Source organism: Prevotella aurantiaca, from assembly GCF_015262605.1.
GTDB lineage: Bacteria > Bacteroidota > Bacteroidia > Bacteroidales > Bacteroidaceae > Prevotella > Prevotella aurantiaca.
Map to the genome: position 1 here is coordinate 25,420 of NZ_JABZSJ010000006.1, position 26,865 is coordinate 52,284.

Annotated in this window: 19 protein-coding genes and 1 pseudogene; 6 read left to right on the top strand and 14 right to left on the bottom strand. The window is 38.4% G+C overall.

Going from position 1 to position 26,865, the window contains the following annotated elements:
• Positions 1 to 362: 362 nt before the first annotated feature.
• From HXN26_RS02350 to dut, 4 genes are read right to left on the bottom strand one after another with little or no spacing between them, the layout of a single operon-like run.
• Positions 363 to 2,369: a peptidoglycan DD-metalloendopeptidase family protein gene (locus HXN26_RS02350; RefSeq protein WP_273158434.1), complete on the bottom strand. Its 2,007-nt coding sequence runs from the start codon at positions 2,367 to 2,369 to the stop codon at positions 363 to 365.
• Positions 2,370 to 3,269: a lipoprotein insertase outer membrane protein LolB1 gene (lolB1, locus tag HXN26_RS02355; protein ID WP_273158435.1), complete on the bottom strand. Its 900-nt coding sequence runs from the start codon at positions 3,267 to 3,269 to the stop codon at positions 2,370 to 2,372. It lies immediately after the preceding gene.
• On the bottom strand, positions 3,266 to 4,993 hold the full coding sequence (locus HXN26_RS02360; RefSeq protein ID WP_420541265.1) for a tetratricopeptide repeat protein: 1,728 nt from the start codon (positions 4,991 to 4,993) through the stop codon (positions 3,266 to 3,268). Before HXN26_RS02360 ends, lolB1 begins: the two co-directional genes overlap by 4 nt.
• Positions 4,994 to 5,026: 33 nt before the next feature.
• Positions 5,027 to 5,464, bottom strand: coding sequence for a dUTP diphosphatase (gene dut, locus HXN26_RS02365; RefSeq protein ID WP_025000393.1), 438 nt, complete (start codon positions 5,462 to 5,464; stop codon positions 5,027 to 5,029).
• A gap of 128 nt (positions 5,465 to 5,592) precedes the next feature.
• Here dut and dgt point away from each other — a divergent pair, with 128 nt between their 5' ends.
• Genes dgt through HXN26_RS02380 form a run of 3 tightly spaced genes read left to right on the top strand, consistent with a single transcriptional unit; the run spans position 5,593 to position 11,296 of the window.
• Positions 5,593 to 6,930, top strand: a complete 1,338-nt coding sequence (gene dgt / locus HXN26_RS02370) for a dGTP triphosphohydrolase (RefSeq protein ID WP_025000394.1) — start codon at positions 5,593 to 5,595, stop codon at positions 6,928 to 6,930.
• Positions 6,931 to 6,944: 14 nt separating this feature from the next.
• Positions 6,945 to 7,940, top strand: a complete 996-nt coding sequence (locus HXN26_RS02375; protein ID WP_273158436.1) for a YqiA/YcfP family alpha/beta fold hydrolase — start codon at positions 6,945 to 6,947, stop codon at positions 7,938 to 7,940.
• Complete coding sequence (locus HXN26_RS02380; protein ID WP_273158437.1) at positions 7,937 to 11,296, top strand: DEAD/DEAH box helicase; 3,360 nt, start codon at positions 7,937 to 7,939, stop codon at positions 11,294 to 11,296. The genes HXN26_RS02375 and HXN26_RS02380 overlap by 4 nt, the downstream gene beginning before the upstream one ends.
• An 862-nt stretch (positions 11,297 to 12,158) precedes the next feature.
• Here HXN26_RS02380 and HXN26_RS02385 read toward each other — a convergent pair.
• The 9 genes and pseudogenes from HXN26_RS02385 to HXN26_RS02425 form a co-directional block, all read right to left on the bottom strand.
• A complete protein-coding gene (locus HXN26_RS02385; RefSeq protein WP_273158438.1) occupies positions 12,159 to 12,620 on the bottom strand; it encodes a hypothetical protein in 462 nt (153 codons plus the stop codon).
• A gap of 235 nt (positions 12,621 to 12,855) precedes the next feature.
• Positions 12,856 to 13,035, bottom strand: a complete 180-nt coding sequence (locus HXN26_RS02390) for a hypothetical protein (RefSeq protein ID WP_273158439.1) — start codon at positions 13,033 to 13,035, stop codon at positions 12,856 to 12,858.
• Between the two features lie 254 nt (positions 13,036 to 13,289).
• Positions 13,290 to 13,598 (bottom strand): annotated as a pseudogene (locus tag HXN26_RS02395) (transposase); the annotation flags it as partial.
• A gap of 294 nt (positions 13,599 to 13,892) precedes the next feature.
• Positions 13,893 to 15,455, bottom strand: coding sequence for a hypothetical protein (locus tag HXN26_RS02400; RefSeq protein WP_273158440.1), 1,563 nt, complete (start codon positions 15,453 to 15,455; stop codon positions 13,893 to 13,895).
• A gap of 163 nt (positions 15,456 to 15,618) precedes the next feature.
• Positions 15,619 to 16,920: a fibronectin type III domain-containing protein gene (locus tag HXN26_RS02405; protein WP_273158441.1), complete on the bottom strand. Its 1,302-nt coding sequence runs from the start codon at positions 16,918 to 16,920 to the stop codon at positions 15,619 to 15,621.
• Positions 16,917 to 17,399 (bottom strand): T9SS type A sorting domain-containing protein, encoded by a 483-nt coding sequence (locus tag HXN26_RS02410; RefSeq protein ID WP_273158442.1) that lies wholly within the window; start codon positions 17,397 to 17,399, stop codon positions 16,917 to 16,919. The genes HXN26_RS02405 and HXN26_RS02410 overlap by 4 nt, the downstream gene beginning before the upstream one ends.
• 739 nt (positions 17,400 to 18,138) lie before the next feature.
• Positions 18,139 to 19,569, bottom strand: coding sequence for a hypothetical protein (locus tag HXN26_RS02415; protein ID WP_273158443.1), 1,431 nt, complete (start codon positions 19,567 to 19,569; stop codon positions 18,139 to 18,141).
• Positions 19,566 to 20,036: a T9SS type A sorting domain-containing protein gene (locus HXN26_RS02420; protein WP_273158444.1), complete on the bottom strand. Its 471-nt coding sequence runs from the start codon at positions 20,034 to 20,036 to the stop codon at positions 19,566 to 19,568. The genes HXN26_RS02415 and HXN26_RS02420 overlap by 4 nt, the downstream gene beginning before the upstream one ends.
• Positions 20,037 to 20,497: 461 nt before the next feature.
• A complete protein-coding gene (locus tag HXN26_RS02425) occupies positions 20,498 to 22,159 on the bottom strand; it encodes a nucleoside kinase (RefSeq protein ID WP_273158445.1) in 1,662 nt (553 codons plus the stop codon).
• 93 nt (positions 22,160 to 22,252) lie between these two features.
• Here HXN26_RS02425 and HXN26_RS02430 point away from each other — a divergent pair, with 93 nt between their 5' ends.
• Genes HXN26_RS02430 through cdaA form a run of 3 tightly spaced genes read left to right on the top strand, consistent with a single transcriptional unit; the run spans position 22,253 to position 25,677 of the window.
• The gene (locus HXN26_RS02430) at positions 22,253 to 23,962 is read left to right on the top strand and encodes a Na/Pi cotransporter family protein (RefSeq protein WP_273158446.1); all 1,710 of its coding nucleotides are present in this window, start codon (positions 22,253 to 22,255) and stop codon (positions 23,960 to 23,962) included.
• Positions 23,963 to 24,014: 52 nt separating this feature from the next.
• Positions 24,015 to 24,860, top strand: coding sequence for a dihydropteroate synthase (gene folP / locus HXN26_RS02435; RefSeq protein WP_273158447.1), 846 nt, complete (start codon positions 24,015 to 24,017; stop codon positions 24,858 to 24,860).
• Between the two features lie 40 nt (positions 24,861 to 24,900).
• On the top strand, positions 24,901 to 25,677 hold the full coding sequence (gene cdaA, locus HXN26_RS02440; protein WP_273158448.1) for a diadenylate cyclase CdaA: 777 nt from the start codon (positions 24,901 to 24,903) through the stop codon (positions 25,675 to 25,677).
• A 149-nt stretch (positions 25,678 to 25,826) separates the two neighbouring features.
• Here cdaA and HXN26_RS02445 read toward each other — a convergent pair whose 3' ends face one another.
• A complete protein-coding gene (locus HXN26_RS02445; protein WP_273158449.1) occupies positions 25,827 to 26,768 on the bottom strand; it encodes a tetratricopeptide repeat protein in 942 nt (313 codons plus the stop codon).
• Positions 26,769 to 26,865: the final 97 nt, after the last annotated feature.

A 26,865-nucleotide genomic window follows, 5' to 3' on the forward strand; every position in this document is an offset into this window, starting at 1 on the left:
CGGATATATCCGCTTTTTATATTACTTTTTCCACTGACAAAAGATTTAAACCGCAAGTTCCAACATGTCTTGCAAGGCTACTGCAAGGGCTCCGCAGCACTACTGCTATACGATTGCAGCATTACTGTCATATAGGAACACTCTTACTGCAGAGCCTCTGCACTAAAAGTTCCATCTAACAAAAAGATTTAGTAAGTTTAGATTATAAATTACATTCCCCATCTATTCGTCAACGCCAAAACACCTTCTGCCCTTACGAAATTATTATTCAGAGCGTATATTTGAGACATACAAAAAAAGCCAGACAACCTTTTCGATTATCTAGCTTTATAGTTTTTATATACTATTCTATAAGGTATAGCTTAGCGAAGCCATTGCTCTGGATTCAGCTTTTGAGTTTCCTTATGAAGCTGGAATTGGAAGATACCGCTCGAATCTACCGTTCCAAGCGTCTGACCAGTTCCCACTTGTTGTCCCTTACTTACGCTAACACTTCCTAAGTTAAGGTAAACAGAGATGTAAGCACCATGTCGTACCATCACAAGAGTAGAACCACCAACATGCGAAACGCTGGTTACTTCGCCCTTGAAGACACTTCGAACAGGTGCGCCTGGCGAAGCCTTAATGGCTATACCATTGCTGCTTAGCTTAACATGCGATAGTCCTGACACGTTGTAAGTACCAAAACGCTTAACAATTGGTCCTGAAACAGGCATTGGCAAACGTCCCTTATTATTAGCAAAACTACCCGTCATAGCACGGTCGGCAGACGAAAGTAGCGAGTTATTCTCGTTGGCTCTGTTGGCTGCAGCCTGCTCTCTGTCGGCACGTTCTCTATCGGCTGCTGCCTTACGCTCGGCTGCTACACGATTAGCTTCGGCCTCGCGAGCCTGCTGGTCGGCACGTTCACGTTCATAATTTTCCTTTGCACGTGCTTGGTCTTCGGCACGTTTAGCCGCTGCCGCACGCTCTTCTGCACGCTTCAATTCACGTGCTTTCCTTGCCGAAGCCTCAGCTTCAGCAGCACGGCGAGCCTCTTCTGCCTCACGACGGGCTTGTGCTGCTCTTTCTTGAGCAGCCCTACGTTCACGTTCTAACTGTGCAGCTCTGGCCGCAGCTTCGGCCTTTGCCTTTGCTTCTCGTGCTTTAGCTTCGGCTATTCGTCGTGCATTCTCTTCAGCAGCACGGCGTGCCTCTTCTCTCTTTCGAGCCAATTCTTCTGCACGTTGTTTGGCTGCTGCAGCACGAGCTGCTGCTTGTGCACGTGCTTCTTCCATTGCACGTTCACGCGCTTTCTGTATTTCGATAGCGATAAGTCGGTCGATTTGTGCGTTTATCGCCTGCTGTTTCTTTTGTCGGTCAGATATAACCGTTTGCAAAACCTTTTGGTCGTTCTGCAGCGAAGCGACTACTTTCTGCTGTTCAACCTTCTTATTTTCCATCTGAGCGTGTACTTGTCGTCCTTTCACTAAGAGGTTACTCTTGTGTCCACGTACATGTTCTAACTGCTCATGCTTTTCGTCTACCTGCGCTTGTTTCTGCTTTAAGAGTTCTCCTTGCGCTCTTTGATAAGCCGCATACTCGCGGACGAAGCGAAGACGACGGTACATTTGCGTGAGCGTTTTGGCTGAAAAGATAAACATTAGCTTATCTTGAATACTACGATGGCGTGCCATGTAGCGCATAGAACGAATGAAACGAGAGCGACGTTCGCCCAATTGCGTTTCAAGAGACTTTAGCTGTCCTTTCAAAATACCAATATTGCCATCGATGTTTTTAATATCGGTTGCAATGGTATCAATGGTTTTCTGCTGATGCCCTATCTCGGTATCGAGCGTCAAAATCTTCTGAAGTCTATTGTCAACGTCTTTCTGCTTCTCTTTCAGTTCGTGTTCGTTCTCTGTAATTTCTTTCTGTATTTGCTTGTTCTGCTGCTGCAATCCTTTTATTTCTTCGGTAGTAACATACTTTATTTGTTGCTTACCACCCTTCTGTCCTTTCTTGGATAACGCTGCCGCAGCCTTTTTTTGTTGTGCTGTAAGCTTTGGTTCCTGTTGCTTCCCCTTACCTTGTTTTGCAGCTGGTTGGTGCTTATCAGCCTGGTGCTTTCCTTGCTTTGCCACTGGCTGATACTTATCTTCTTGCTGCTTTTTGCCTTTTTTTGTTGCAGGCTGGTGCTTGTCTTCCAATTGTTTTTCAGCCTGTTTCTTTCCATACTTCGACTTGGAAGTTTCGTTTGTTGTAGCTTGTTTGTTTATAATTTGATGCTTTGCTACTTCCTTTCTTGCTGGTTTCCGCTTATGCTTTTGTGCATACGGACTTAGAAGGCAAGCCGTCAGCATCAACAATACAAATAATATACGCTTCATTTAAAGTTGCATTAGTTTACCTAAAATTTCTTCTACGCTTACCTGTTCGTACTTCGACGATGGGGTTGTAAAGCTCTCCCAATCAGCTGTATCGCTGAGTTTGTCAAGTTCAAAGGTTGCTGTTATAACCTTCTGAGCCTTTGTAACAGGCGTTTTAATCACCACGTTGTGGTAGCAAGGGAACATTTTCGAACCGAACTTTTGGAAGTTTGAATAGTCCCAATTCAGTGTAGATACACCATGTTCTGCACTGCTATACTTAGCTTCAGCGCCACGAATAAAGCCTGTTAACGATTCAGCCATCCATTTATACGCCATCTTTCCATCGTTCAATGTGATAGGAATACCTGGTTGGTTACCCGATTGAGCAACATTAAAGTCTACATTAAACTGCGATAAACTGCGCTCGCTCACACGCTGTTGTCCTGGAATAAAGAGTTGGTTCCAAAATAAAGCCTGTAGCGAATAGAAGTTAATACCATTGTTTCTAAGGAAAGCGACATCGGTATATTTGGCCTGTACATACTGCTTATGCATTCTGTCGATGAACAAAACATAATCTTTCGTAAACTCGATACGCCCTACTTCGCTGCGAATAAGGGGGATAAGGAGTTGTATTCGAATAACTTCGTCCTTACGCATGTGAAGAAGACCAGGCACCGTAATATCTTTCTTACCAGTATTTACAGTGAAAGTTAATTCTGAAACGAGATTCTTTTGATAAAGCGCTCCATCTGAAACTCGTTGAATAAACTGCATTTTCTGCTGTTGCGTAGACGATGATGACGATGCAGAAGGCACACCAGACGTACCTGATGCTCTTACTGCCGACTTCTGTGCTCCACAGCTTAACGTGAGAAAAGCTGCGAGTATGGCAATATATATATTCTTTATTTTCATTCTGCTATGTATTTTTTCAATTCTATTTTCTTTTTAAGTGTTGCGCTTTTATTGCCCAACTCCAACGCTTTTTGCCACGCCACCAATGCTTCGGCAGGTTTTCCGACATGATAATAGATGTCTCCAGCATGCTCAAACAACACACCACTGGGGGTAGAATCGTTCTTAATGGCTTGGTCTATATAGATATTGGCCTCTTCATATCGTTCTTGCAAGAAGAGAATCCAGGCGTAAGTATCGAGGAAAGTAGGGTTTGTAGGTTCCTTCTTTATTGTTTTATAGCTCATCTGTTCCGCCTTTTTAAGGTCGGTTTTCTTCAAACTCAGATAGTAAGCATAATTATTTAGTGCTGCAATATTTTCAGATCGCCAGTGTAAACAGCTGTCGTAAGCCTCAAAAGCCTCCTTATCGAGTCCCTTTTCGTGTAGGATATCGCCCATAATAGCGTAGAAATCGGAAACAATATTGGGGTCGCTGTCTGGTTTTATCTGTGCTACTCCCTTCTTAAACGTTTGTAATGCAGCCTCGTTTTCCTTCTTCATGTATTGCGCAAAGCCTTCGAAGTAATAGAAAACCATTTCTTCTGGATTGTATTCGTGGGCAGGACGTGCAATAGAAATCACCTTATCGAATTGTTCTTCGTTCCAAATGTTTTGTATAAGGGCTATACGAGCACGCGAATTGTCGGGTTCTATGGCGATAGCTTGCTCATAAACCTTGTTCAAACTATCTATAGGAGCTTTCTTTAAGCTAAGATAAGCCGCCTTCATCATGATAATATCAGCATCTTCTTGAGGATAAGAAAGCACACGATCGAAAAGCTTTATTACTTCAAGGCTGTCTTTGGTTGTGTTTGCCTGGTTATCTATGATAACTTGACGGAGCAGTGCCATTTTAGTTTCCTTCTCTGTTTTCTTCGACTCTAACAGTTTTTTAGTGAGTTCCTCCACCACCTTTTCGTTCTTCGCATCTCTATAATAATCCAGCAAAGAAAGTTGTGCGGCTGCGTTATTAGGGTCTTCTTTCAGTACAGACTGATATTCCTTAAAGGCTTCTTTCTTCTTGTCGTTTTGGAAAAGCCAGTTTCCTAACATAATTCGATAGCTTAATTCCAATGGGTTTTTCTGTACAAGGCACATCAATTCAGCCTGTGCTTTGCGCTTATCACCCATTTGTTCGAATATCTGCATCTTTGTAAGAGAGAGCTGTTCGCTGGTTCCTAAAAGCAATTCCATGCGTTCAATAACCTCAATCATCTTCTTATAGTTGTTCTGTGAACCATAAAGCTGATAGAGAATCTGCAAAACGTCCTCGCGAGTCTTATTGTTTGCATAGAGTCTTTCGTATGCAGCCAATGCCTGTTCGTAGTTATTCTGTGAGATATAGAACTGCCCTAACTTTTCTAAATAGGAAGCGTTGTCGGGTGCAAGTTCTGCCGCTTTCTCGAAGTTATAGCGTGCAGCCTTGCTATTTTGCATATCAATGTAATATCCTGCAATCTCATAATAGACCTCAGGAGCCTTAGGATTGATGTCGCGAGCATGGCGTAACAAGTCGAAAGCAGCAGATAAGTTACCCATTTCCTGCTGTCGAATCGCCTCCAGAAAGAAATAATTATAGCGTGTTATCTGATTATCTGTTTGTGCTTTTGCTTGAAAAGCTATAGCAATAAGCACTGTTACGAGCGTTGCTCTTACAATGATTTGTTTAAAAGAAAATATCAATCTATTATCCCTCCTGTATTTTTTAGACCATTCTTATTTTACTCCTGTGTGGCCATAACCTCCTGCACCACGTTCTGTTTCGTCGAGTACTTCTACTTCAACAAACGATGCTTGCTCATGACGAGCTATTACCATCTGTGCAATACGCTCGCCAGCATTGATAATAAAATCCTCAGTAGAGAAATTAACAAGCAGTACCATCAACTCACCACGATAGTCTGCATCTATTGTTCCTGGTGTATTGAGCACTGTAATTCCATGTTTTAATGCCAAACCGCTACGTGGACGTACCTGTGCTTCATAGCCTTGAGGAAGTGCAATATACAGACCTGTAGGAACAAGACGACGTTCCATTGGCTTTAAAGTAATGGGATTATCTATATTTGCACGCAAATCCATGCCAGCGCTCTGCGTTGTTGCGTATGTTGGTAAGGGTTGATTTCCCTTATTTATTACTTTTACTTGAACCATGATGTTATTATATAATAATGTGCAAAAATAATGAATTATACGCATATAGATGAATTTTAAGGCCTAAAAAGGCTGAAATTTGCCAAATTTAAGTACTTTTGCGTAAGCGAATCTTTTAGATAATTACGATGAATTGGCAAAATCTTATCTCCAACAAACGACTCGGGCAGGAAGACCGACATGCTTTACGACACGACGATAGGTCAGAATTTAAACGCGATAGCGACAGACTTATTTATTCAGCGCCTTTTAGACGACTGCAAAATAAGACTCAAGTGTTTCCTCTACCTGGTAGTGTTTTCGTTCATAATCGTCTCACCCACTCGTTGGAAGTTGCATCATTGGGAAAATCTTTGGGCGATGATGTAGCACGAAAACTCATAAAAAAGCACCCAGAACTACAAGGAACGCTTTTTGAAGAAATCGGTACAATCGTACAAACAGCATGCTATGCTCACGATATGGGTAATCCTCCGTTTGGTCATAGTGGAGAAAAAGCCATACAAACTTTCTTTACAGAAGGCTCTGGTGCATATTTAAAAGATAAAGTCAGTCCACGTTTTTGGGACGATATCACCCATTTTGAGGGAAATGCCAATGCTTTCCGCTTGCTCACTCATAGATTCTTAGGACGCCGTGAAGGTGGTTTTGTAATGACTTATTCTACTTTAGCAAGCATTGTAAAATATCCTCTATCTTCGTCTTTAGCAGGAAAACATGGTAAATTTGGGTTTTTTGCATCGGAAGAAGATATTTACAAGAAGATAGCCAAAGAACTCGGAATTATCAGTAAGCAAGTTTCTGATAACGGAACAGCTTACGCTCGCCACCCATTGGTTTATTTAGTGGAAGCGGCTGACGACATTTGTTACGAGATAATGGACATCGAAGATTCGCACAAACTTAAACTTTTGTCGTTTGAAGAAACTGCCGAACTATTATTAGGCTTCTTCGATGAAGAAACAAAGAAGAGTATTCGTAATCGTATTGTTGAAGAAGGGGTTACTGATAAGAACGAACAAGTTGTCTATTTCCGCGCTTGTGCCGTTGGATTACTCGAAGCTTTATGTGTAGATGTATTCGTTGAGAACGAGGAAGCCATACTCAACGGAACATTTGAAGGTTCGTTAATCGACCATATTCCTACACTTCAGCGCAATAACTATAAACATTGTTCAAAGGTTTCTGTTGAGAAAATATACAGTAGCAAAACTGTACTTGACGTTGAATTGTCTGGTTATAAAATTATGGAAACACTAATGGAAGCACTCATTGGTGCTGCTGTTGAACCTGAAAAATTTCATAGCAAACAACTTATCCGTCGCTTTTCAAGTCAGTACGATATACAAAACCCTCATCTTGAAGACCGTATTATGGCGGTAATAGACTACATCAGCGGTATGACAGATATATATGCGCTCGACATTTATCAGAAAATTAACGGCATTAGCTTGCCTATAATTTAAACATTCTGTTGAATATGGAAAATCAATACAGGAAGACTTTTTCTGATTTAATGGTGAACAAGAAACTTGTTTATGTACATGGTTTCATGTCGTCAGGGGCAACACACACTGCTAAAATATTGCAAGAATATATGCCACAATGTACGGTTATCGCTCCCGACTTACCCATTCACCCTGAAGAAGCAATGGAATTGTTGCGGAAAATACAGACCAACGAACGTCCTGATATCATTATTGGCACGTCAATGGGTGGAATGTACACCGAAATGCTATATGGCACTGACCGCATTTGCGTAAATCCTGCTTTCCAAATGGGTTCAACCATAAGCGAAAGCAATATGCTTGGCAAGCAAATATATCAAAATCCGCGCAAAGATGGCGTACAGGAAGTTATTGTTACAAAGGCTTTGCAAAAGGAATATAAGGAAATTACGGAACGTTGTTTTGCTTCTGTAACGCCTGAAGAGCAAGAAAGGGTGTATGGTCTGTTTGGTGATGCCGACCCAATTGTGCATACTTTCGATTTATTCCACCAGCATTATCCGCAAGCTATTTACTTTCATGGCGAGCACCGCCTTATCGAAAAGGCCATTTTCCACTATATTATGCCTATCATTAGATGGATTGATGACAAACAGAAAGGGCGCGAACGCAAAATTGTTTTCATTAATTGGGAAACGCTTAGAGATAGTTACGGCAAACCTAAATCGTCGTTGCACAAAGCTTACGAGTTTCTCCTCGACCATTACAATGTTTATTTCACCGCGCCAGCACCTACCAATAATCCAACTGCTTTGACAGAAATGCAAACTTGGATTAAAGATGTCTTCAGCGCACCTGCATGGAATCGCATTCTCTTCGTCAATCAACCTCAATTTCTTCTTGGCGATTACCTCATCAGTACACAGAACAACGAAGATTTTATGGGAACGGTATTGCCTTTTGGCAGCGACGAGTTTAAAACATGGGAAGAGGTTATTACCTTCTTTGAACGATTGGGTGGACAATGACACAAGATTCTTCAAAGGCACAAGAACTATTCGCTCGAATTTTAGAAGTTATCGAATTTCCCGATAACCGCTCTGATATGCAAAACCGTTTAATGCACGAAACTCTTGTGTTGGCTTGCCATGAAGGACTGAAAGGTACACGACATGGATTTGGTAACTTGTCTTCTCAAGTGGATTCGCTTTGCAAACAATTCCATATAAAACCACAAGACATAGTTGCTATTCACCTAATGCGTCGCCATAGCAACTCTATTGCTCCTATTCTTCATAACGATTTACTGTATGATTGTAGGGCATTGGCGCTTTTTATCTCTGCTGTTTTCAACACATCTATTCCGTCTTTTCTTGTTGGGAAAATCCCGACGGAAGGCCGCCGCACAGCAAATATACAGATAGCCAACTACAAATATATCCGTTGCACAGTGCAATCGTGGGACGATAAATATATAAAAGTAAATGTACTGAACCAGGAATGTAGCGAAGAAGAGGTTTTAATAGACTATTTTAACACCCCTGAACATATTGATTTAAGCTATATCCGCAAGATTTTATGCGAAGGTATGCAGCTTAATCTCTTAGATTGCAATGTTACTCGCAAGCGCATTGTACCACGCATTATTGTGGTTGAACCCGACTTTCTTGTCGATATTTCCTCGATTGCCAATTGTTTTGAAGACTACGGACACCATCCTTTGCTCTTTACCGTTAATCGTTTGCAATCCAAAAAAGCTACTGCTGCCACTCTTTTGGGTAATTTTGCAGGAAAAGCACTCGACGACATCATTAACAATCCTAATTACAACATTAACGAAACCTTAAAATCGAACTTCCGAAACAAGGCTTTAGACTTTGCTACCTGTATCGACTTTAATTCTGATGTATTTAAAAAGGACGGCACAGAGCAAGCAAAGAATATTCAAGACATTGTGGAAGAACTTTTTAAAAATTACGACCGTAACAAGGCTATTCTTGAACCATCGTTCGTTTGCGAAAGTTTAGGTATTCAAGGACGGGTCGATTTAATGACGACTGATTTCCGTTTACTCGTGGAACAGAAGTCGGGAAAGAATTTCTATATTGCAAGTAACCGCCTCAACAACCATGGTTCAAAATATTTAGAGAAACATTACGTACAGGTTTTGCTCTATTTCGGAATTCTGCAATATAATTTTAACCGAAGCACACGAAATACAAACATTCATTTACTTTATTCTAAATATCCGCTACCCAATGGTCTTTTAGAAGTTGAATCACTGCAATCGCTGATGATGGAAGCGATTAAGTTTCGCAACCAGGTGGTTGCTACCGAATATTGGATAGGCAACAACGATTTCGCAAAAATTATTCCGCACTTTACTCCCAATACTTTACAGCTAACTCGTGGAAACGAAAGTTTTTTCCAACAGTGGATTTTACCACGCCTAACCGAAACTTTAGCACCGCTGCATAAGCTTTCTCCGTTGGAAACAGCTTACTTCAGCAGAATGATGCGCTTTGTTGTAAAGGAACAAATTATATCGAAGGTGGGTTATCAAGAAGGTGTAGGTAGCAGCAATGCCGATCTTTGGAATATGCCTTTAGCGGGTAAGATTGAATCGGGCAATATTTACACGGGCTTAACCATTACGCGAAAAGAACAAAGTACAGCTTATAATGGTTACGATAGCATTACGCTTGCTGTACCGAAACAAAGCGAAGATTTTTTGCCTAACTTCCGTCGTGGCGATATGGTATATCTTTATGCGTATCGCAAAAACGAAATGCCTGACATTCGAAAAGCTTTTCTTTTTCGGGGCACATTGCAGGAAATTCATACCAACACTGTGATGGTACGTTTAAACGATGGACAGCAAAACCCTAATTTACTTGTTGGCGACCAATTTGCCATCGAACATAGCGGTAGCGATATTGGTTGCACAACTGCTATTCAAGGCTTACATACTTTTATTACGGCCAGTAAAGAACGCAAAGATTTGCTTTTGGGGCAACGTTCTCCTGAGCGAAATACAGAAATACAACTTTCTAAAACTTACAATCCTACATACGACGATATAATTTTGCGCGCCAAGCAGGCTACTGATTATTTTCTTTTAATTGGTCCTCCTGGAACGGGTAAAACGTCAATGGCATTGCAATATCTCGTAAGAGAACACGAAGGGAAAAACATTTTGTTGCTTTCTTATACCAATCGTGCCGTAGACGAAATTTGCGGAATGCTTGCCGATAACAACATCGCTTTTCTTAGACTTTCGAAAGAATATTCGTGCGATTCCCGCTTTACTGATAATTTGCTTACGAATGCTGTTAAAACAAATCCCACGCTCGAACATATCCGACAAACTATCGAGTCATCGCGCATCATCGTCAGCACAACGGCAAGTCTTGCAATCCATACGGCTATCTTTAGCATTAAACATTTCGAACTTGCTATTATCGACGAAGCAAGTCAGATTCTTGAACCGAATATTGTTGGCTTACTTGCTGCACATAATGGAGGAAAACAGGTTATCGACAAATTTATTCTGATTGGCGACCACAAACAATTGCCTGCTGTTGTGCAACAAGATAATAACGAATCGGCTGCCGACTCGCCTTTACTCGAAGAAATACATCTTCCAAATTGTGCCAACTCGCTATTCGAACGCCTTATTCTTACCGAGCGGGCAGCAGAACGTAATAACTTTGTTGGCACACTTCGTAAACAAGGTCGTATGCACCCAGATATTGCAACCTTCCCCAACACTTATTTTTATGTTCGCGAACAGTTGGAATGTGTTCCTTTAGCTCATCAGACAAAACTTAATCTGCCTTATAACAAACCAAGTGAAGATAAAATAGACGACTTTTTAAAGGCGCATCGAATGATATTTATTCCTTCCAAGTTGTGCCGACAACCTAATTTTTCAGAAAAGGTAAATACAGAAGAGGCACGAATAGTAGCCAATCTTGTTCGCCGTTTATATCGTCAGATGGGAGAAACATTCGATGCACAAAAGTCAATTGGTATTATTGTACCTTATCGTAATCAAATTGCGATGATTCGAAAAGAATTGGAGCAACTCCATTTACCCGATATCGGCAATATTAGTATCGACACTGTGGAACGCTATCAAGGTAGCCAGCGAGATGTAATCATCTACTCGTTCACCATTCAAAACCGTTTCCAATTAGAGTTTCTCACTGCCAATACATTCATAGAAGACGGCAATCCGATTGATCGCAAACTAAATGTTGCCATTACCCGAGCTCGCCAACAACTCATACTTACAGGAAACGAAGCCACCTTGCGTCAAAACTTTCTCTTCGGCAAACTAATTGATTATATCGATGAAAAAGGTGGAAGAACAATGATTTAAAACTTTACACAAGCGCCTTCCTTCTGTATAATAAAACGCGCGAAACTTTAGCTTTTTAGATAGATAAGAAAAAAACATATTAGAAAGGAATGGTTATAGTTTTATGTAACTTCTCCACATATTTCATCTATCATTGAAAAGCAAATAAAAAAGCAGTCTTAACCGCATTCTAATCCTTACCATAATTGAAGAAAAAAAAGGCATAATAAGCAGTTAAGAAATTTATAATTAAAAAATAAAAAAACATAATTATAAATTTTATTTTTATAATAATAAACTTCGTCGTTTTTTATTATAATTTTTCTAACCAATAATTTCATCTCCCAAATCCTATCCTCTCTTTCAAAAAATAGCACGTAATCTTGTTTTAAAAAAGAGATACAAACCCAACATAAGAACTATTTTTTTGCTCTACTTTTAGCATACTGCATCTTCAACTTTTTCAAAACTTTCTTACATCTAACTTTCTTCAACAAAAAGTATTTTGAGAGAGAGATACGTACTTAAACTTCTAAGTTTTGGAGAAAGAACCGAAGTCTTAATCCTTATTTTAATGGAAAATACTTTTTGAGTTATATACGTGATAGTAGTCTTTATACTTGGGACGTCTTAATCCTTATTTTAATGGAAAATACTTTTTGAGTTGGAGAGGCGGACGAAAAGGTGTCTTTCGAGAGGTCTTAATCCTTGTTGTAATGGAATATACTTAATAATTTAAAACATAAGAATTATGTCAGAATTTAATTTGTCTTAATCCTTGTTGTAATGGAATATACTTTATAATTATATTTTCTCCAATAACTGATAGTAACTCATAACGCTTTTCTTTCCAAATTCTCTATAGATTTGGCTTTAACATCTCCTATAATGGCTTGATAACAGGCAATTTGTCATTATTGAAGTCAAACTTAAAGACCTTATTGTCTGTCAGCGACTTCTGATAAAAGAATTTAGGATATCTCGATGAGCCACTTTGAACACCAACGCCTATTGTTGAATCTTTCTTTAGTTTATTCCTTATGGCATTAAATAATCTTTTAATCCCTTCTTTAGGTTCTTTAGAAATCAACCGCAATGAAATCAACTCAACTTCGTTTTCATTTGCCCTTCCTCCTATTCCTTCAATAGTTCCCTTGCATACTTCATCATCATAAAAAGAAATACCTGCTTTGTTGTAATCTTTTAAAGAGACAAAGAAAAACAACTTGTCCTCTATACCATTGCCAATAACACTTCTATAATTTGCCATATTGATTGCTGTATAAAAAACATCTTTTGTGTTCTTTTTCCTTAAATATACAACACAATCATACTTCACTACCATATCGTTAATATATGGCACAAACTCAACCAAAGGCATAATAACATTTATATAAGACATAAGCAATTAATGAGTGTCTATTTTTTGTTTTCCCCATCCATCTTTGCCCAGATAATACAAACGTATCTATACATATTGTTAGATTTTATACATAAGAATATAAATTATCTCCCCCGATAACCAAATTGGATTCTGACTAATGTAATTACCTGCACAAGAGTCATAGTAGCGGAAACAGTTAATACATTCCCGTCTCAACGTCCTCATACTGACCTTGATACTTAAACGGAATGAAGGAGGAATTATTGTTGTCCTTCCTTCTCTTTCTACCGAAGCTGTCGAGTTCCTGCTCCCATACCTTGTTATAATGGAATATACTTAATGATGACATTGGCGACCAAACTATCAGAAGTATCACAAAGTCTTAATCCTTGTTGTAATGGAATATACTTAATAATTCTTCCATTTACGTTTAACAATTAACATTTAAAGTCTTAATCCTTATTTTAATGGAAAATACTTTTTGAGTATTTACCCAACAGGCTCAATGACTAATGAATTGTGTCTTAATCCTTATTTTTAATGGAAAATACTTTTTGAGTTGTAACGAATCGTCCATTACCTCATAAGGGGCAGTCTTAATCCTTATTTTAATGGAAAATACTTTTTGAGGGCGTCACAGGGTTGTTTGGGCATAAATTCAAGTCCACCACAGAAATATTGGTAGTAAGCATTCTCGCTCCATTGAGAAACCACCATTTCATCTGACACATTACGCAAATGTTTTAAAATTAAAAGACCACACATCAAGCGAATAGGATGAGCAGGGCGACCATTATTGCTGCAATACAAAGGAGAGAAAGCATTTTCAAAACATTCCCAATTAATCTTATTACTAAGTTGGAAAAGGGGATGTTCATGGCTAAGCATGTCCTCTAAAGAAGAGAACATAGAGAGCTGTTTAGATGTACGTTTAAGCATAAATATCTGCAAGATTTATAATGTAAAGGTACAAAAACTTGCAGATATAAACAAATAATTTACAGGATAATATACTATGAATCAGAGGAATATTAGGTTTATAAGGGAGGACTAAATAACATTTCTCAAACATAATGCTGTGCAATAAACAAGAGGATAAGCTGCACTAAGCAAAGAGTAAAAATAAAGAAGCCTGCCATTAAAAGAATGATTTAAAATCATAATCTTAAGGACAGGCTTTTGTTTTTATTTGGGTTATCGTCATTAGCATGATGATAGCACCTTACTATATCATTATCGTACTATCTTTTGTGAAATGCGAGAACCATCAGAGTAGATTGTGGTTTGCACGTAGATACCTTTTTCTGGACGATTAACACTGCGGCCTGAGAGATCGTGGTATTCTACTTTTTCAACTTGTTTTGCTGTATTGACATTTATACCAGTGCTTGACAAGAAATACTCTGATATACCAGAGCTAAGACGCTGGTCGCCATCAATATAAACTGCTTCTAAGCCTACTTTATCTTTTGCTTCCTTGTAGAAATAGATTGCACGCGAGTTTTCATCATACTTATAGAATTGGTATTGGTCAGAGAAAGAATAAGGAACGTCTGTCATGTTTGACTTTAAATTCTTATAAGTTTCGGGAGTGAAGGTCTGCTTTTCACCATCAATATAAAGATTGTAATAAAGATGGGCTGGGTCAAGATAATTGAAATCAGCTGAATAGTAGCTCAATGTAAATTGTAATCCACCAGGACCTCCCCATGGATTTGGATCAAAAGGCTGGTATGCAGTAAGTTTCGGTGGCATTGGAGCTGCTGCTTTTTTATCCCATTGGTTAATAAGTGCGTAACGATAAGAATCGAAAATATAAGTACTTCTATCGTCGTCCATACTCTTATGTACCATTAAAATGCCTTTTGTGCTTAATGCATTTTTCTCTGCGTCATAAGTAAATACAAGCGGTTGATGACTCAAGCACGGTTTCTCATATTCGTTGCCCATTTCGTCCTGACCTTTTCCCATTACTGCAGAAGATACAAATACGTAGCAAGCAGTTGTGCGGTCAATACCAAGATAAGATGTTGCAGGGAAAGTTACTGTTGTACCGTTCTTGGTTCCTTTTATCCAATAACCTTTTACATTTGCTGTTAAGTCGCCTAAATAAACATCATCGCCGTCAAAAGCATATTTCACTGGATATAACTGCGACTTTCCTTCCATATCCATATAAAGTACAAGTCCGTCCCAAACTTTTGCCGATGCAGATGGTGCTATTTTATTTTCGTCCATGCGTGCACTTTTGTAAGTAGCCTCTGAATAGCTTGTCCAAGCACCATTATCACGACACATACCAATCACCTCTCCTTCTTTTTCAACCATCAGAAGCGAATCGTTGCGCCATACATATTTTAGAACTTGGTTTTCTTTACCTTCAATGGGTACATATGTTTCCTTACCATTTTTTGTTCCAACATGGATTCGATACAAGTATCCATACTTAGGTTCTCCTGTTGAAAAGTCTTCCTCTGAAAAAATTGCTTGTGGAAGTTGGAAAGCAATGGTATCTCCTACAGTACTTGCGCCTTTAATCCAAGTCTTTGTATAAAGCGAATTGAGAGGATTCTCAAGATAAACTGCACCATCCTTACCAAAAACTATACGTTGCCAATCGCCTGTACTTTTGTGTGGTACTCCGTAATAGTAAACCGACTCAAAACCTGTAGTAGTGCGATATAGGTTAATTGTATCACCTTCTGCTGGTTTCGTAATAATTGTAGGATTGTCTTGTGCCATTGCTATTACTGCTGATAGCACTGAAAAAATAAATAATGTACAAAGTCTCTTCATAAGTAATTGTGGTTTAAAAGTTATTTAAAAAGTCATTATGTGATTGAACACACCTAATAATAGAAATAAATACGAGCGTATAAAGTAAAACGGGTTAAGCCAACTCTTAAAATAGTTTGCCAGTTAGTATTTACTATATACGCTCGTTTATTTTATTTAAAAATTACTTTTGAATCATTTGAAACTTTGGTTGTCCCTTCTTCATATTTACAAGTGGCATCATTGTAACTCCATGTGATGTTCCTTGTGCAATACGAACTGGAGCTGTAGGTTTGCTTCCAGATTCACCTGCAGGTGTAGTAAATTCTATCTTTACAAGTGGGCCCCATTCATCGTTAATATTCTTTGCTAATGAGCAAGCATAATAAGTTGTTGATGGGTCTGCGCTCCAGGTTGCGTTATCAACACCAAACTGATTCCAATATGGATCTTGTTCATGGTCTTCTTGCAACAATTTTATTACACCAGCTTCGCCCATATCAGCCTTATCAAATGCACTCTTTGTGATGATAATATCTCTGTGAACTGAACATTCAGCATTTGGTGTATAGATAACACGCTGGTAATAAGAATCGCCACTCTTTGCAAATTCTTTAATTTCGATATTTACTTTAGCAACACCAGTGCCACCCAATTTCTTAGTTGTAACAGGAATAACAACCATATCTGCATAAGTTCCAGCTGCGTCCCATGCTTGTACATAGATTTCATATTTAGTGTTTGGTGTTAAACCAGTCCATTCGTATGAGTATTCGCCAGTACATTTAACACCCCATTGCTTAATCATATCGCCCATATTGCTTAGTCCCATCATTGGACCAAACTGTTCGAATTGTTCTTTTGCCTTACCTTCTTGGAAAATACAGATAGCATATCCCTGAACATCTGCATTAGCAGAGAACTTAGCTTTTATACTTGTTGCTGCTGCTTCTACAACTTCTCCTGTAACCTTAGGTGTTCCGATAAGAGGTTTCTTAGGAGTTGTAAATTCTGCCTTTGACATACTGCAAGGAACACCATACATATCGTAACCAAGTGTAATGATAGTATAAGGTGTGTTATCTTTGAACGAATCGTCGAAACCTGTCATTTGTGCATTTGTGAAATCGTCTTGCATCATGCTTGCATTGATTCTTTCAAAGTAAGAAACTGCGATTTCATCAGAAGTTATCTTGTTTGAAAGTGATTGTGGGACACAAGTGATTTTATAAGACTTACAGTCTGGAGTCTTTTTTACTGCAACCCAAAGTGTATCACCAGTAGATCCACTCTTATAGTCTTTATATGTAACATCAGCTGCAACTCTACCTTCAACGTTTGCGAAGAAGATGTTATCGATTCTATCCACCATAAATGCCTTGTGAGAGTTGGTTTTCTCCATAACTATCACACGGTTTGGTTCTGTTTGTGCAAATGTTGCCAAACTAAAAATTGCCATTAGGCTAAGTAATATGCTTTTTTTCATTGTTTTACGAATTTAAAGGTTGTGTTTTTAACTTTGATAATAAATACGCCATGATGTAAGTTCGATACATCGATTCCTTCTTTGTCAGCAACTTTAGTGCGTAACAATGTCTGGCCTTTCAGATCGTAGATAGCTACATCGGCTTTTTCCGAATTTAATCCGCTAATGTAAAGCATGTCTTCACGTTGAGAAATTTTAATTCCCTCTGTCTGATTGCTTACATTGCCGATTCCAGCAGTTGATTTAACAAACCTAATGTCTTTAATGGCAGATAATTTCCACACAGGTTCTACTGAGAATTTACTTCCCATAACGTGCATGCCATCAGCTGCAAAGGTTATCTTCTGGATGTCTGTAATGGCATACTTGCCTACATCACCCGATTTAGGTGTAACCACGAGCTCTGTCTGCGCATGAACTTGCGAGAAACTCATTGTCATTATGGCTGTTAAGACAACTAAAAAAAGTCTTTTCTTCATAATGATTTGGTGTTTAAGTTAATATTTAAATTATATAATTTCAGATTTCTTCAATCCTTAGTTCTGTGATTTTCTTGATTTCTATTAAAATCCTTGGTATAGAAAGTATGTATATACTTGTCATATTAAGGGAATTTTGAAATTTTTGTAAAGGTACAAGTAAATTCGGAAATACTTAATTTCCATTAAAATTTTTGTATTAAATTAACAATATTACAGACTCTTTATAGAAATGAGCTATAAATGACGAAGCTATTCAATAAATTAACTTTAATTACAAGAATATGCTAAATGAAAAGTAGATAAAAAAGGCTGTCAAAATATGAATTGAGATAGCTATTTCAATTGCATATTTGTATTATAATAATGCAGTATTTAAAAAGATACAAAGAAAAAGTTATGCGCAAAGAATAATAAACTACGATGTTTTTTCCTTGCCCAAATGATTTAAAAATAAAACGTAATTATGAAGCAGAAAAAATATAATAACAAAATAAAAATTTATAATTACAAAAAATAAATTTGTTATTATAAATTCGATGGTTTATAATTATAATTTCTTCATCAGAAATTTTAGCCCTAAAAAGCGTTGTTGTTCATTCCATTTATAATAAAAAAATGCTCCTGTCGGCGTATGATTTTCATCTTTGCTGACAGGAGCATTGTTCTTTATAAATTCTACCTACTATCAATTATTCCATTCAGGAAAACGATAGTATTTTATCTCATGTTGGCTCGATTAGAATTCGTTTGGTTGGAATGATATTGTAAACCAACCCATTTGGAGAAGGTCAACCAAGTCAAACTGAACCATAACATTATTTTCCTTATTGATAAATGTAGGCAATGCGCTCACACCAACTCTGTTTTCGTAACCATTCTTTTGGAGAAGTTCTACGATATAAGGCGAACGAGCTGTTAAGTTGCTAAAGGTAATAACCATAGCTGCAACATACTTGCCACCATCTTCGAGAAGAAGTATCTTAGGGAAATCTTCAGAAGTAGTGTTGATAACAATACCTAAGTCGATAGTTTCTTCGCTCTTATAATAAGATTGTTTACGATATTCTGCTGCAATTTCTGCAACAGTATTTTTGCCAAATGTTACTATTGGCATAGGGAAATCGACTTTAAGTGGTGGAACTTGCTTGCTGAGGTCGGCATATGCGTAGTGCATTTGTGGCATGAATTCGGTTTTTCCTTCAGTCTTGTCCTGCATCTTTACAAAGCAAGCAGCCTTATCATCGTAGTTGTAGTAGATAATATCTCCTTCTGAATCGTTCATACCTGTGTAGATATGGTTAAGAGATTTCAGATAAGTTGTCACTTGCTCTGGAGTAGGAAGGTTGCTTGGATTTACAAAGAGAGAAGTTTCTTCAAGACTATTTTTTGTATAAACATCAAACCAGTATTTTACACTTGGCCAGCGTGCATCGCCAGTATCATAAACGTAGATACCACTTGCTGGTTTAGATCTTTCTGCATTCAATTTGTGGTTCATACGCTTTTCAAAAAGCTGCATAAGTTCTACAGATCCGCCACGTCCATAGTATGGCAACCATGTACCTGAAGCATTATCTTTTAGGAGAGATACACGTGTCCAAGAACTATAACTTTCATCATAAGCTCCAAAGTAATATTCAGCGCCGTTTTCTACCTTATTGATATATACAACAACTTTAGCAGTTTTGTTTACATATACCTTTACTTCATCGTTCAAAGACGCATCTGCTTCAAGTTCGTAGCCTTGCTTGCGTAGGAAAGCTTTGAAAGCATCAACCTTTTCTGATTTAAGCAAACATTTAGCATACATGTAAACTCCTTGTCCGTTACCATTGTATTCCCAATGAACTTTTTCTCCATCAACAGTTTTCTCTAAGATAAGTTTACTGCTATTTGGTTCATTAATGCTAAATCCTCTTGCTTTTTCAGCAGCTTTAAGGTCGGTAAGTGTTTTTGCAAAATCAACAGAAGGAAGTTCAAAATTCTCGTCTGTAACACTTGGTGTGGTGTTATCGGCAGCCGAGAAGAAAACCAAACTGTCTACTTCTTCTGACTTAAATACTTGTTTCTTACCATTCTTATAAATATATACACCTTGTGCAGAAGCCATTGAGGCACATAAAAGAAAAGCTAAGGTGAGGGCTGTAGAGATAAAATTCTTTCTCATTTCTTTATAAACTTAAATGATCTGTATTGTGTTTTAACGATATAAACTCCTTGTTTAAGTGCGCTGAGCGCAATGGTTAAGGTTCCATCAGAATTAATTTTTTCGCTCAAAGTCAGACGGCCAGAAGCATCAAAAACACGTACTGTTTCGCCAGCTTTAAATCCAGTAAGTGTCATAAACTCCTGTGTAAGCGTAGCTTCTCCAGTTTTACCTGTCGTTGTTGCTTGTTCAATACCATCGGTTTCTCCATCAAAGGTAACCTTTTTAATGTCTTTGGCAGCGTAAATAATATCTGCCGTTTTTGTGGTTAGATGTACATTATCGTCCTTAACAACCATCTTAGGACGGTCGGCAAGATTGTACGTCACTTGTTCGCCCGTTGCAAGCCATACGAATATTTTCGTAGGTTGTGCGTGCACGGCAAGTGCTACCACAAGAAGTAGTTGTAAAAAATAGATTCTCTTCATATTAAAAATTTTAAATTAGGTTATTCTCATTCATCATTTAGCAAGCCTTCCCAACTCATATTCTAATTTATCCTATTAAATAAAGGATATGAATATTCTCACATAATTTTTGTTGATAGTAAGAAGTTCTCTCTCGTTTAGTTTTATAATTAAAAGTTGTTAGGCTTTCGCTGCAAATGTAGTAATAAATTTTTAAAACCTAATAATTTTATAGCAAAAATAAATTTCTATCTATCTAAAAACAATAAAATGTTCTTTTTTCTTTCCGTAAAAAACGCATATTTTTCGGCATAACAGGCGCAAACAAGTGTAGATTCTCTCATTGGACGAAAAAACGTTTGTAGATAAAAATACAACTACAACTATCGGAAGTTATGAAAAAAAGCAAGATTTATAAAAGAGAAATGGACATTTGGTAGGTTGGTAGCCTACCAAATGTCCATTATACCTTTTTTATATGTTTAATATTTGAACGATGAGCCTCCTAAGAATTCTCGAAGTAACGATGTTGGTGGCAAACTGCGGAAAGGCAACGATGCAAAATAAGATAAAAATTTGCGCAATCGGTAAGCCTCTGCATACTCATCGCAATTTTCTGGCACTTGTTCCAATACAGCTTCTGCTTGTGCTTTCAATACTGCTACTTCGTAAAGCATAGCTGTATTAAACATTACATCGGCATTTTCTTGATAAGGGAATATCCATTTCTTTTCTCCTGCACGTACACTTGGCCAACGACGTATGGTTTCTTGTGCCGAACAACCACGATATTTATAATCGCGCACAATACGACGAATAAGTCTGTTGTCGGTTGTAGGTATGTAATTATGGTCGTCTAACAGAATAGTTGTCAGTGCTGAAGCATAGATGCGGAATTTCTTATCATCGTCAATATCCTTTGTAAGGATTGGATTGAGAGCGTGAATGCCTTCCACAATTAAAACATTATTGGGTTCTAAACGCAATTTCTTACCTTTCATTTCGCTTATACCCGTTTGGAAATTGTAACTTGGCAGCTGTACTTCTTCTCCTTTAAACAAAGTTGTAAACTGCTCGTTGATAAGTGGAATATTCAGTGCATACAAACTTTCATAGTCATAATCGCCTGTTTCGTCTTTAGGTGTATCTACGCGATTTACAAAATAATCGTCCAAAGATATTTGTACAGGTTTTATTCCACACGTCAGTAATTGCACCGAAAGGCGTTTACAGAATGTTGTTTTACCACTTGATGATGGTCCAGCAATCAGAACAACGCGTACTCCTTCTTTATTTGCGATGGTTTCTGCCATTTGCGAAATCTTCTTTTCCTGCAATGCTTCGCTAACATTTATAAGGTCGTTGGAATATCCTTGCTTCACAGCTTCGTTAAAATCGCCTACTGTTCGTACACCCAAGATTTGTTGCCAACGATGGTGAAGTCTAAATACTTCAAACATTTTATCTTGCGCTATCAATTCGCCAAGTTTTGAAGGGTCTTCTACTGAAGGAACACGCACCAGCAATCCATCAAAGAATTTCTCTACACCAAATAATTTAATCTGCGATGTATTGGTTAGCATTGAACCATAGTAGTAGTCTACATAATCGTCCAACTTAAAATAAGTGGTATAAAGCGAACCCATGCTCTCAAGCAGTTTTACTTTGGCCTCATCGCCCAATTTACGAAACATGCTGATAGCTTCTTCGGTGGTTGTTTCATAATGTTGTATGGGTAAAGCTTTATTAATAATGGTTTGCATCTGCTCTCGTATGTCTGCAACATCATCATCGGTGAGGGGTCTTCCAATGTTAATGTTACAATAATAACCATTTGACACAGGAATATCTATCACAACCTTGCTTTTTGGATAAAGGTCGTGAACAGCTTTACATAAAACAATAAACAATGAACGTGTATAAGTGCGCATTCCAGAAGCAGAATAAAGGTCGAGAAATTCTACATCTTTATTATGAAAGACCCGATATTCCAATCCTTGCACTTTATTATTCACCTTTGCGCTAACAGGTCCGAAGTCCATTTTCAAATTAAATGCACGATAAACTTCATAAAGTGTGCTACCAATTGGGACTTCTAAAGTTTTTTTATTATTTTTGCAACGGATTTGTATTACTTGTTTCATCTTGTAAGAACGTTTAACGATTTAAATCAGGGTATAAAGTTAACAAGTTCCTTTTAAAGAGCAAAACAAAATTGCATTAGAATACAATTAATTATGACAACAGGTGTTTATTTAGCCATTCTTTTTAAGATTGTAGGCTCATTGGCATTGCTTATTTATGGCATGAAAGTAATGAGCGAGGCATTACAGAAAATGGCAGGTTCACAATTACGCCACATTTTGGGCGCAATGACCACTAACAGATTCACAGGTATGCTTACAGGAACGTTTATTACCTGTGCCGTTCAGTCTTCTTCAGCGACAACGGTAATGACTGTTTCTTTCGTAAACGCCGGATTGCTAACACTCGCACAAGCTATTTCCGTGATTATGGGTGCCAATATTGGAACCACACTCACAGCTTGGATTATGTCGTTAGGATATTCGGTAGACCTTACAAGCTTTGTTTTTCCTGCCTTTCTTGTAGGTATTGTGCTGATTTACACTCGAAAGATGCGCTATGTAGGCGATTTCTTATTTGGTCTTTCCTTTATGTTCTTCAGCCTTGTGCTACTGAGCGACGCTGGAAAAGCATTACATTTAGACACAACACCTGCGGTAATAGAGTTCTTTAAGTCGTTCGACGTAAACAGTTACTTTACTATTTTGGTTTTCCTTGTCATCGGTTCCGTTATCACTTGTATTGTTCAGTCGTCTGCTGCCGTTATGGCTATCACCATTTTGCTATGCTCTACGGGTGTTTTACCTATCTATCTTGGTATTGCTTTGGTCATGGGCGAAAACATTGGAACTACTGTTACAGCCAATTTAGCAGCGTTAGCTGCTAACACACAGGCTCGACGAGCAGCTTTAGCACACCTTTTGTTTAACGTTATCGGTGTTGTTTGGGTGCTTGCAGTATTCTATCCTTTCGTAAATATGGTGTGCGGATTTGTTGATTATGACCCTACTGCAGGCGCAGTTAATGCCAATATTAAAGTAAAATTACCTATTGTTTTAGCAGCATTCCACACAACATTTAATGTTACAAATACATTTTTGCTAATTTGGTTTATTCCTCAGATCGAAAAATTGGTTCGTATGCTTATTAAAACCCGCAAGAGCGAAACCGAAGAAGATTTCCGTTTGCGTTTCATTCAAGCTGGTATCATGAAGACTCCAGAACTTTCTGTGCTTGAAGCAAGCAAGGAGATTCAGTCGTTTGCTGAACGTTTGCAGCGTATGTTTAGCATGGTTAGAGAGTTATTGCATACTACTGAAGATTCGAAATTTGTGAAACTATACTCTCGCATAGAGAAATATGAAAGCATTTCGGATAACATGGAGATTGAAATAGCTAAGTACTTAGATCAAGTTAGCAATGCTCACCTTAGTGATGAAACAAAGGAAAAGGTTCGTTCTATGCTTCGTGAGATATCTGAACTTGAAAGTATTGGCGACTCATGCTTTAACATTGCACGTACAATGAACCGCCGTATGTCGGCAAAAGAAGACTTTACTGAAAGTCAATACAACCATATTGAACAGATGTTTGAACTAACCGATGATGCTCTAACACAGATGAACAACTTGCTGGTAGGCCATAAACACGAAAATGATATAAATCATTCGTTCAACATTGAGAACGAAATGAACAACTACCGCGACCAGTTAAGCACGCAGAATATTCGCGATGTGAACGAACATAAGTACACTTACGCGATTGGAACAATGTATATGGACATTATTCAAGAGTGCGAAAAGCTCGGCGACTATGTTGTAAATGTGGTTGAAGCACGTATGGGTGTAAAACAAAGTATTTAATTTTGCAACGCTTATATTAAAGTTTAAAGAGCTTTTAGTAACTTTGCCTAATATGGAAAAAAATAGTTTTGCACAACAACTTAGCCCAGTTAGCTATACCATCAACATAAGAGGAGAATTGTTCGACCTTTCGAAGCCTTGTGTAATGGGCATCTTAAACGTTACTCCCGATTCGTTTTACGCAGACAGCCGTATGCAAACGGAAGCGGAAATATACAAGCGTACTAATCAGATTATAGCAGAAGGGGCAAAGATTATCGACGTAGGTGCATGTTCTACACGCCCAGGAGGAGAGTTTGTAGACGAAAAAGAAGAAATGCGTCGTCTTACTATGGCACTGCCAATTATTCGTAAAGCACAGCCAAATGCTATTATTTCTATCGACACTTTTCGTGCTTCTATCGCCCGACGCATGGTTGAAGAGTTTAATGCAGATATTATAAATGATGTTGAAGAAGGCAGCGATCCAGACATGTTTCGTACTGTTGCCGAACTGGGAACACCTTATATACTGATGTCTAAGGCTGCTAATATGCACGATATGCTTATCAACTTATCGCGCGAAGTGCAGGAATTGCGTGCTCTTGGGCAGAAAGATATCATCTTAGATCCAGGCTTTGGCTTCGGTAAAGACCCTATTGATGGTAACTTTGCACTAATGGGCGTCATGGAACAACTACACGCTTTAGAGCTTCCTATACTTGTTGGTATTAGCAGAAAGCGCATGATTCATCAACTATTGGGTATTACAGCACAAGAGAGTCTGAATGGAACAACGGCTCTTAACATGATTTCTCTCATGAAAGGGGCAAGCATCTTGCGTGTTCACGATGTGAAAGAAGCAGTAGAAACTGTGCGCATTTACGAGCGATTGATAGCTACTACAAAGGCAGAATAGGCTGATTGTTGCGTAAAAGAAATAGCAGAAAGGAAGAAATATGTTTTTTGATTTTGGCTTAAAAGACATCATTGACATAGTGTTGGTAGCGCTTATGCTCTACTACCTCTATCGTATCATGAAAGAATCGCGTTCGCTTAACGTGTTCGCAGGTATTATGATATTCATTGTTGTCTGGCTTATTGTCAGCCAAGTATTGGAGATGCGCCTCTTAGGAAGCATTATGGACAAGCTTGTTTCTGTAGGAGTTATCGGCATTATCGTGCTTTTCCAGGAAGAAATACGCTACTTCCTCTACAATCTTGGTGCGCATCAGAAAGCAAGAAACATACTAAAAATCTTCCGAAGCGACAAGAATAAGAAGGGTGTAGACCGTGAAACGATTCTTCCTATCGTTATGGCTTGCATGAATATGGGCAAGGGTAAGGTAGGCGCACTGATTGTTATAGAGCGCGGAGTTATTTTGCAAGACATAGTAGAAACGGGCGATTACATTGATGCACGCATCAATCAACGACTCATAGAAAATATTTTCTTTAAGAATTCACCTCTCCACGATGGCGCAATGGTAATATCGAAGAAGCGTATTAAGGCTGCTGGCTGTATTCTTCCGGTTAGCCACAACCAAGATATTCCAAAGGAATTCGGACTTCGCCACCGTGCTGCAATGGGTATTTCGCAGGCTTCTGACGCTCTCGCTATTGTGGTTTCAGAAGAGACGGGTAAGATTTCGGTAGCCATTCGCGGTGAATTTCAAGTGCGACTTTCGGCAGAACAACTTGAAAGTATCCTTACGAAGGAACTCGAAAACTTATAAAAACAAAGGTAAACACATATACAATAAACCTACTTTAAGTCATTACAGCTGGACATAAAGTAGGTTTATTGCTTTTATAACATACCGAAAGGGCGCTTCTTCGATGGTCTTATCAGATTGTATTTTTGCTGAATAGCCATGCGCCAATACTACAAGCCAACTTGTTTTTTCAGTTCTAGACGTTTCTCCTTAAGTTCTTTATCGTCAACATAGGCTAGTGCATATCCCCAATAAAGGTAAGCCTCTTTGAACGATTTAAGGCTATTCTTTGCATCACCCATATTCTTATATATTATAAACATGATGGATTTGCTCGGTTCATATAGCTCCGCTGCAACTCTTAGATGTTCTATTGCTGCATCGTAATGTCCCAATTGATTTTCAACAATGCCTAACCGATAGTTCCCAACAGCTATTTTAGGGTCGTATCCCACGGCTTTTGCAAAGTAAAAGGCTGCTAAATCGAGCTTATTCAGATATTCGTACGCACCAGCAGTATAGTAAAGTGCATTGTAAGTGGTGTCGCCTGCTACCATCACCTTATTATATATAGCAATGCATTGGTTGTATTTGCGGTCCAAGAAATAGGCTTCGCCCAGCATTCGGTTTACTTCTACATTGTCAGAATCCTGTTTACAATAGCGTTCTCCGTACAATATTGCCATATTAGGCTGACTATCTTCTTCAGATAAGAATACTTTCATGAGGTCAGCAACGATATGTCCGTCCATCGGAAACCTTTCTAAGAGCGTCATTCCCCAATATGTTTGCAGCGTTACATTGCGCATTGCACCTTGCGCATAGTACATTTCGCGCAGTGCATCGTGGGTAAGGCTGTCTTCTGGAATGGTTTTCAGCACATCAACACATTGTTTATATGCTGTACGAAGATAATAACACGACGCCAGTTTCATTCTTATAGCGTTATTGTCGTCCAACATCTGCGCTTGCTTATAGTGCGAAATAGCGTGAAAATAGTTATATGCCTTCATGCAACTATCTCCTTTTTCAACGAGCTGTCGGCGATGTTGCGCAATCGCAAACAGAGAGAAACAAAATAAAACTACAAAGAGCAGAAATTGTTTTCGCATATAAACAAATCGGTTAAAAGATAAATGAGAAGTTCTAACATAAATTTCTGTGGGGCTTTTAAATGACTATAGCCCCACGGAAACTAATTCTTTGCCA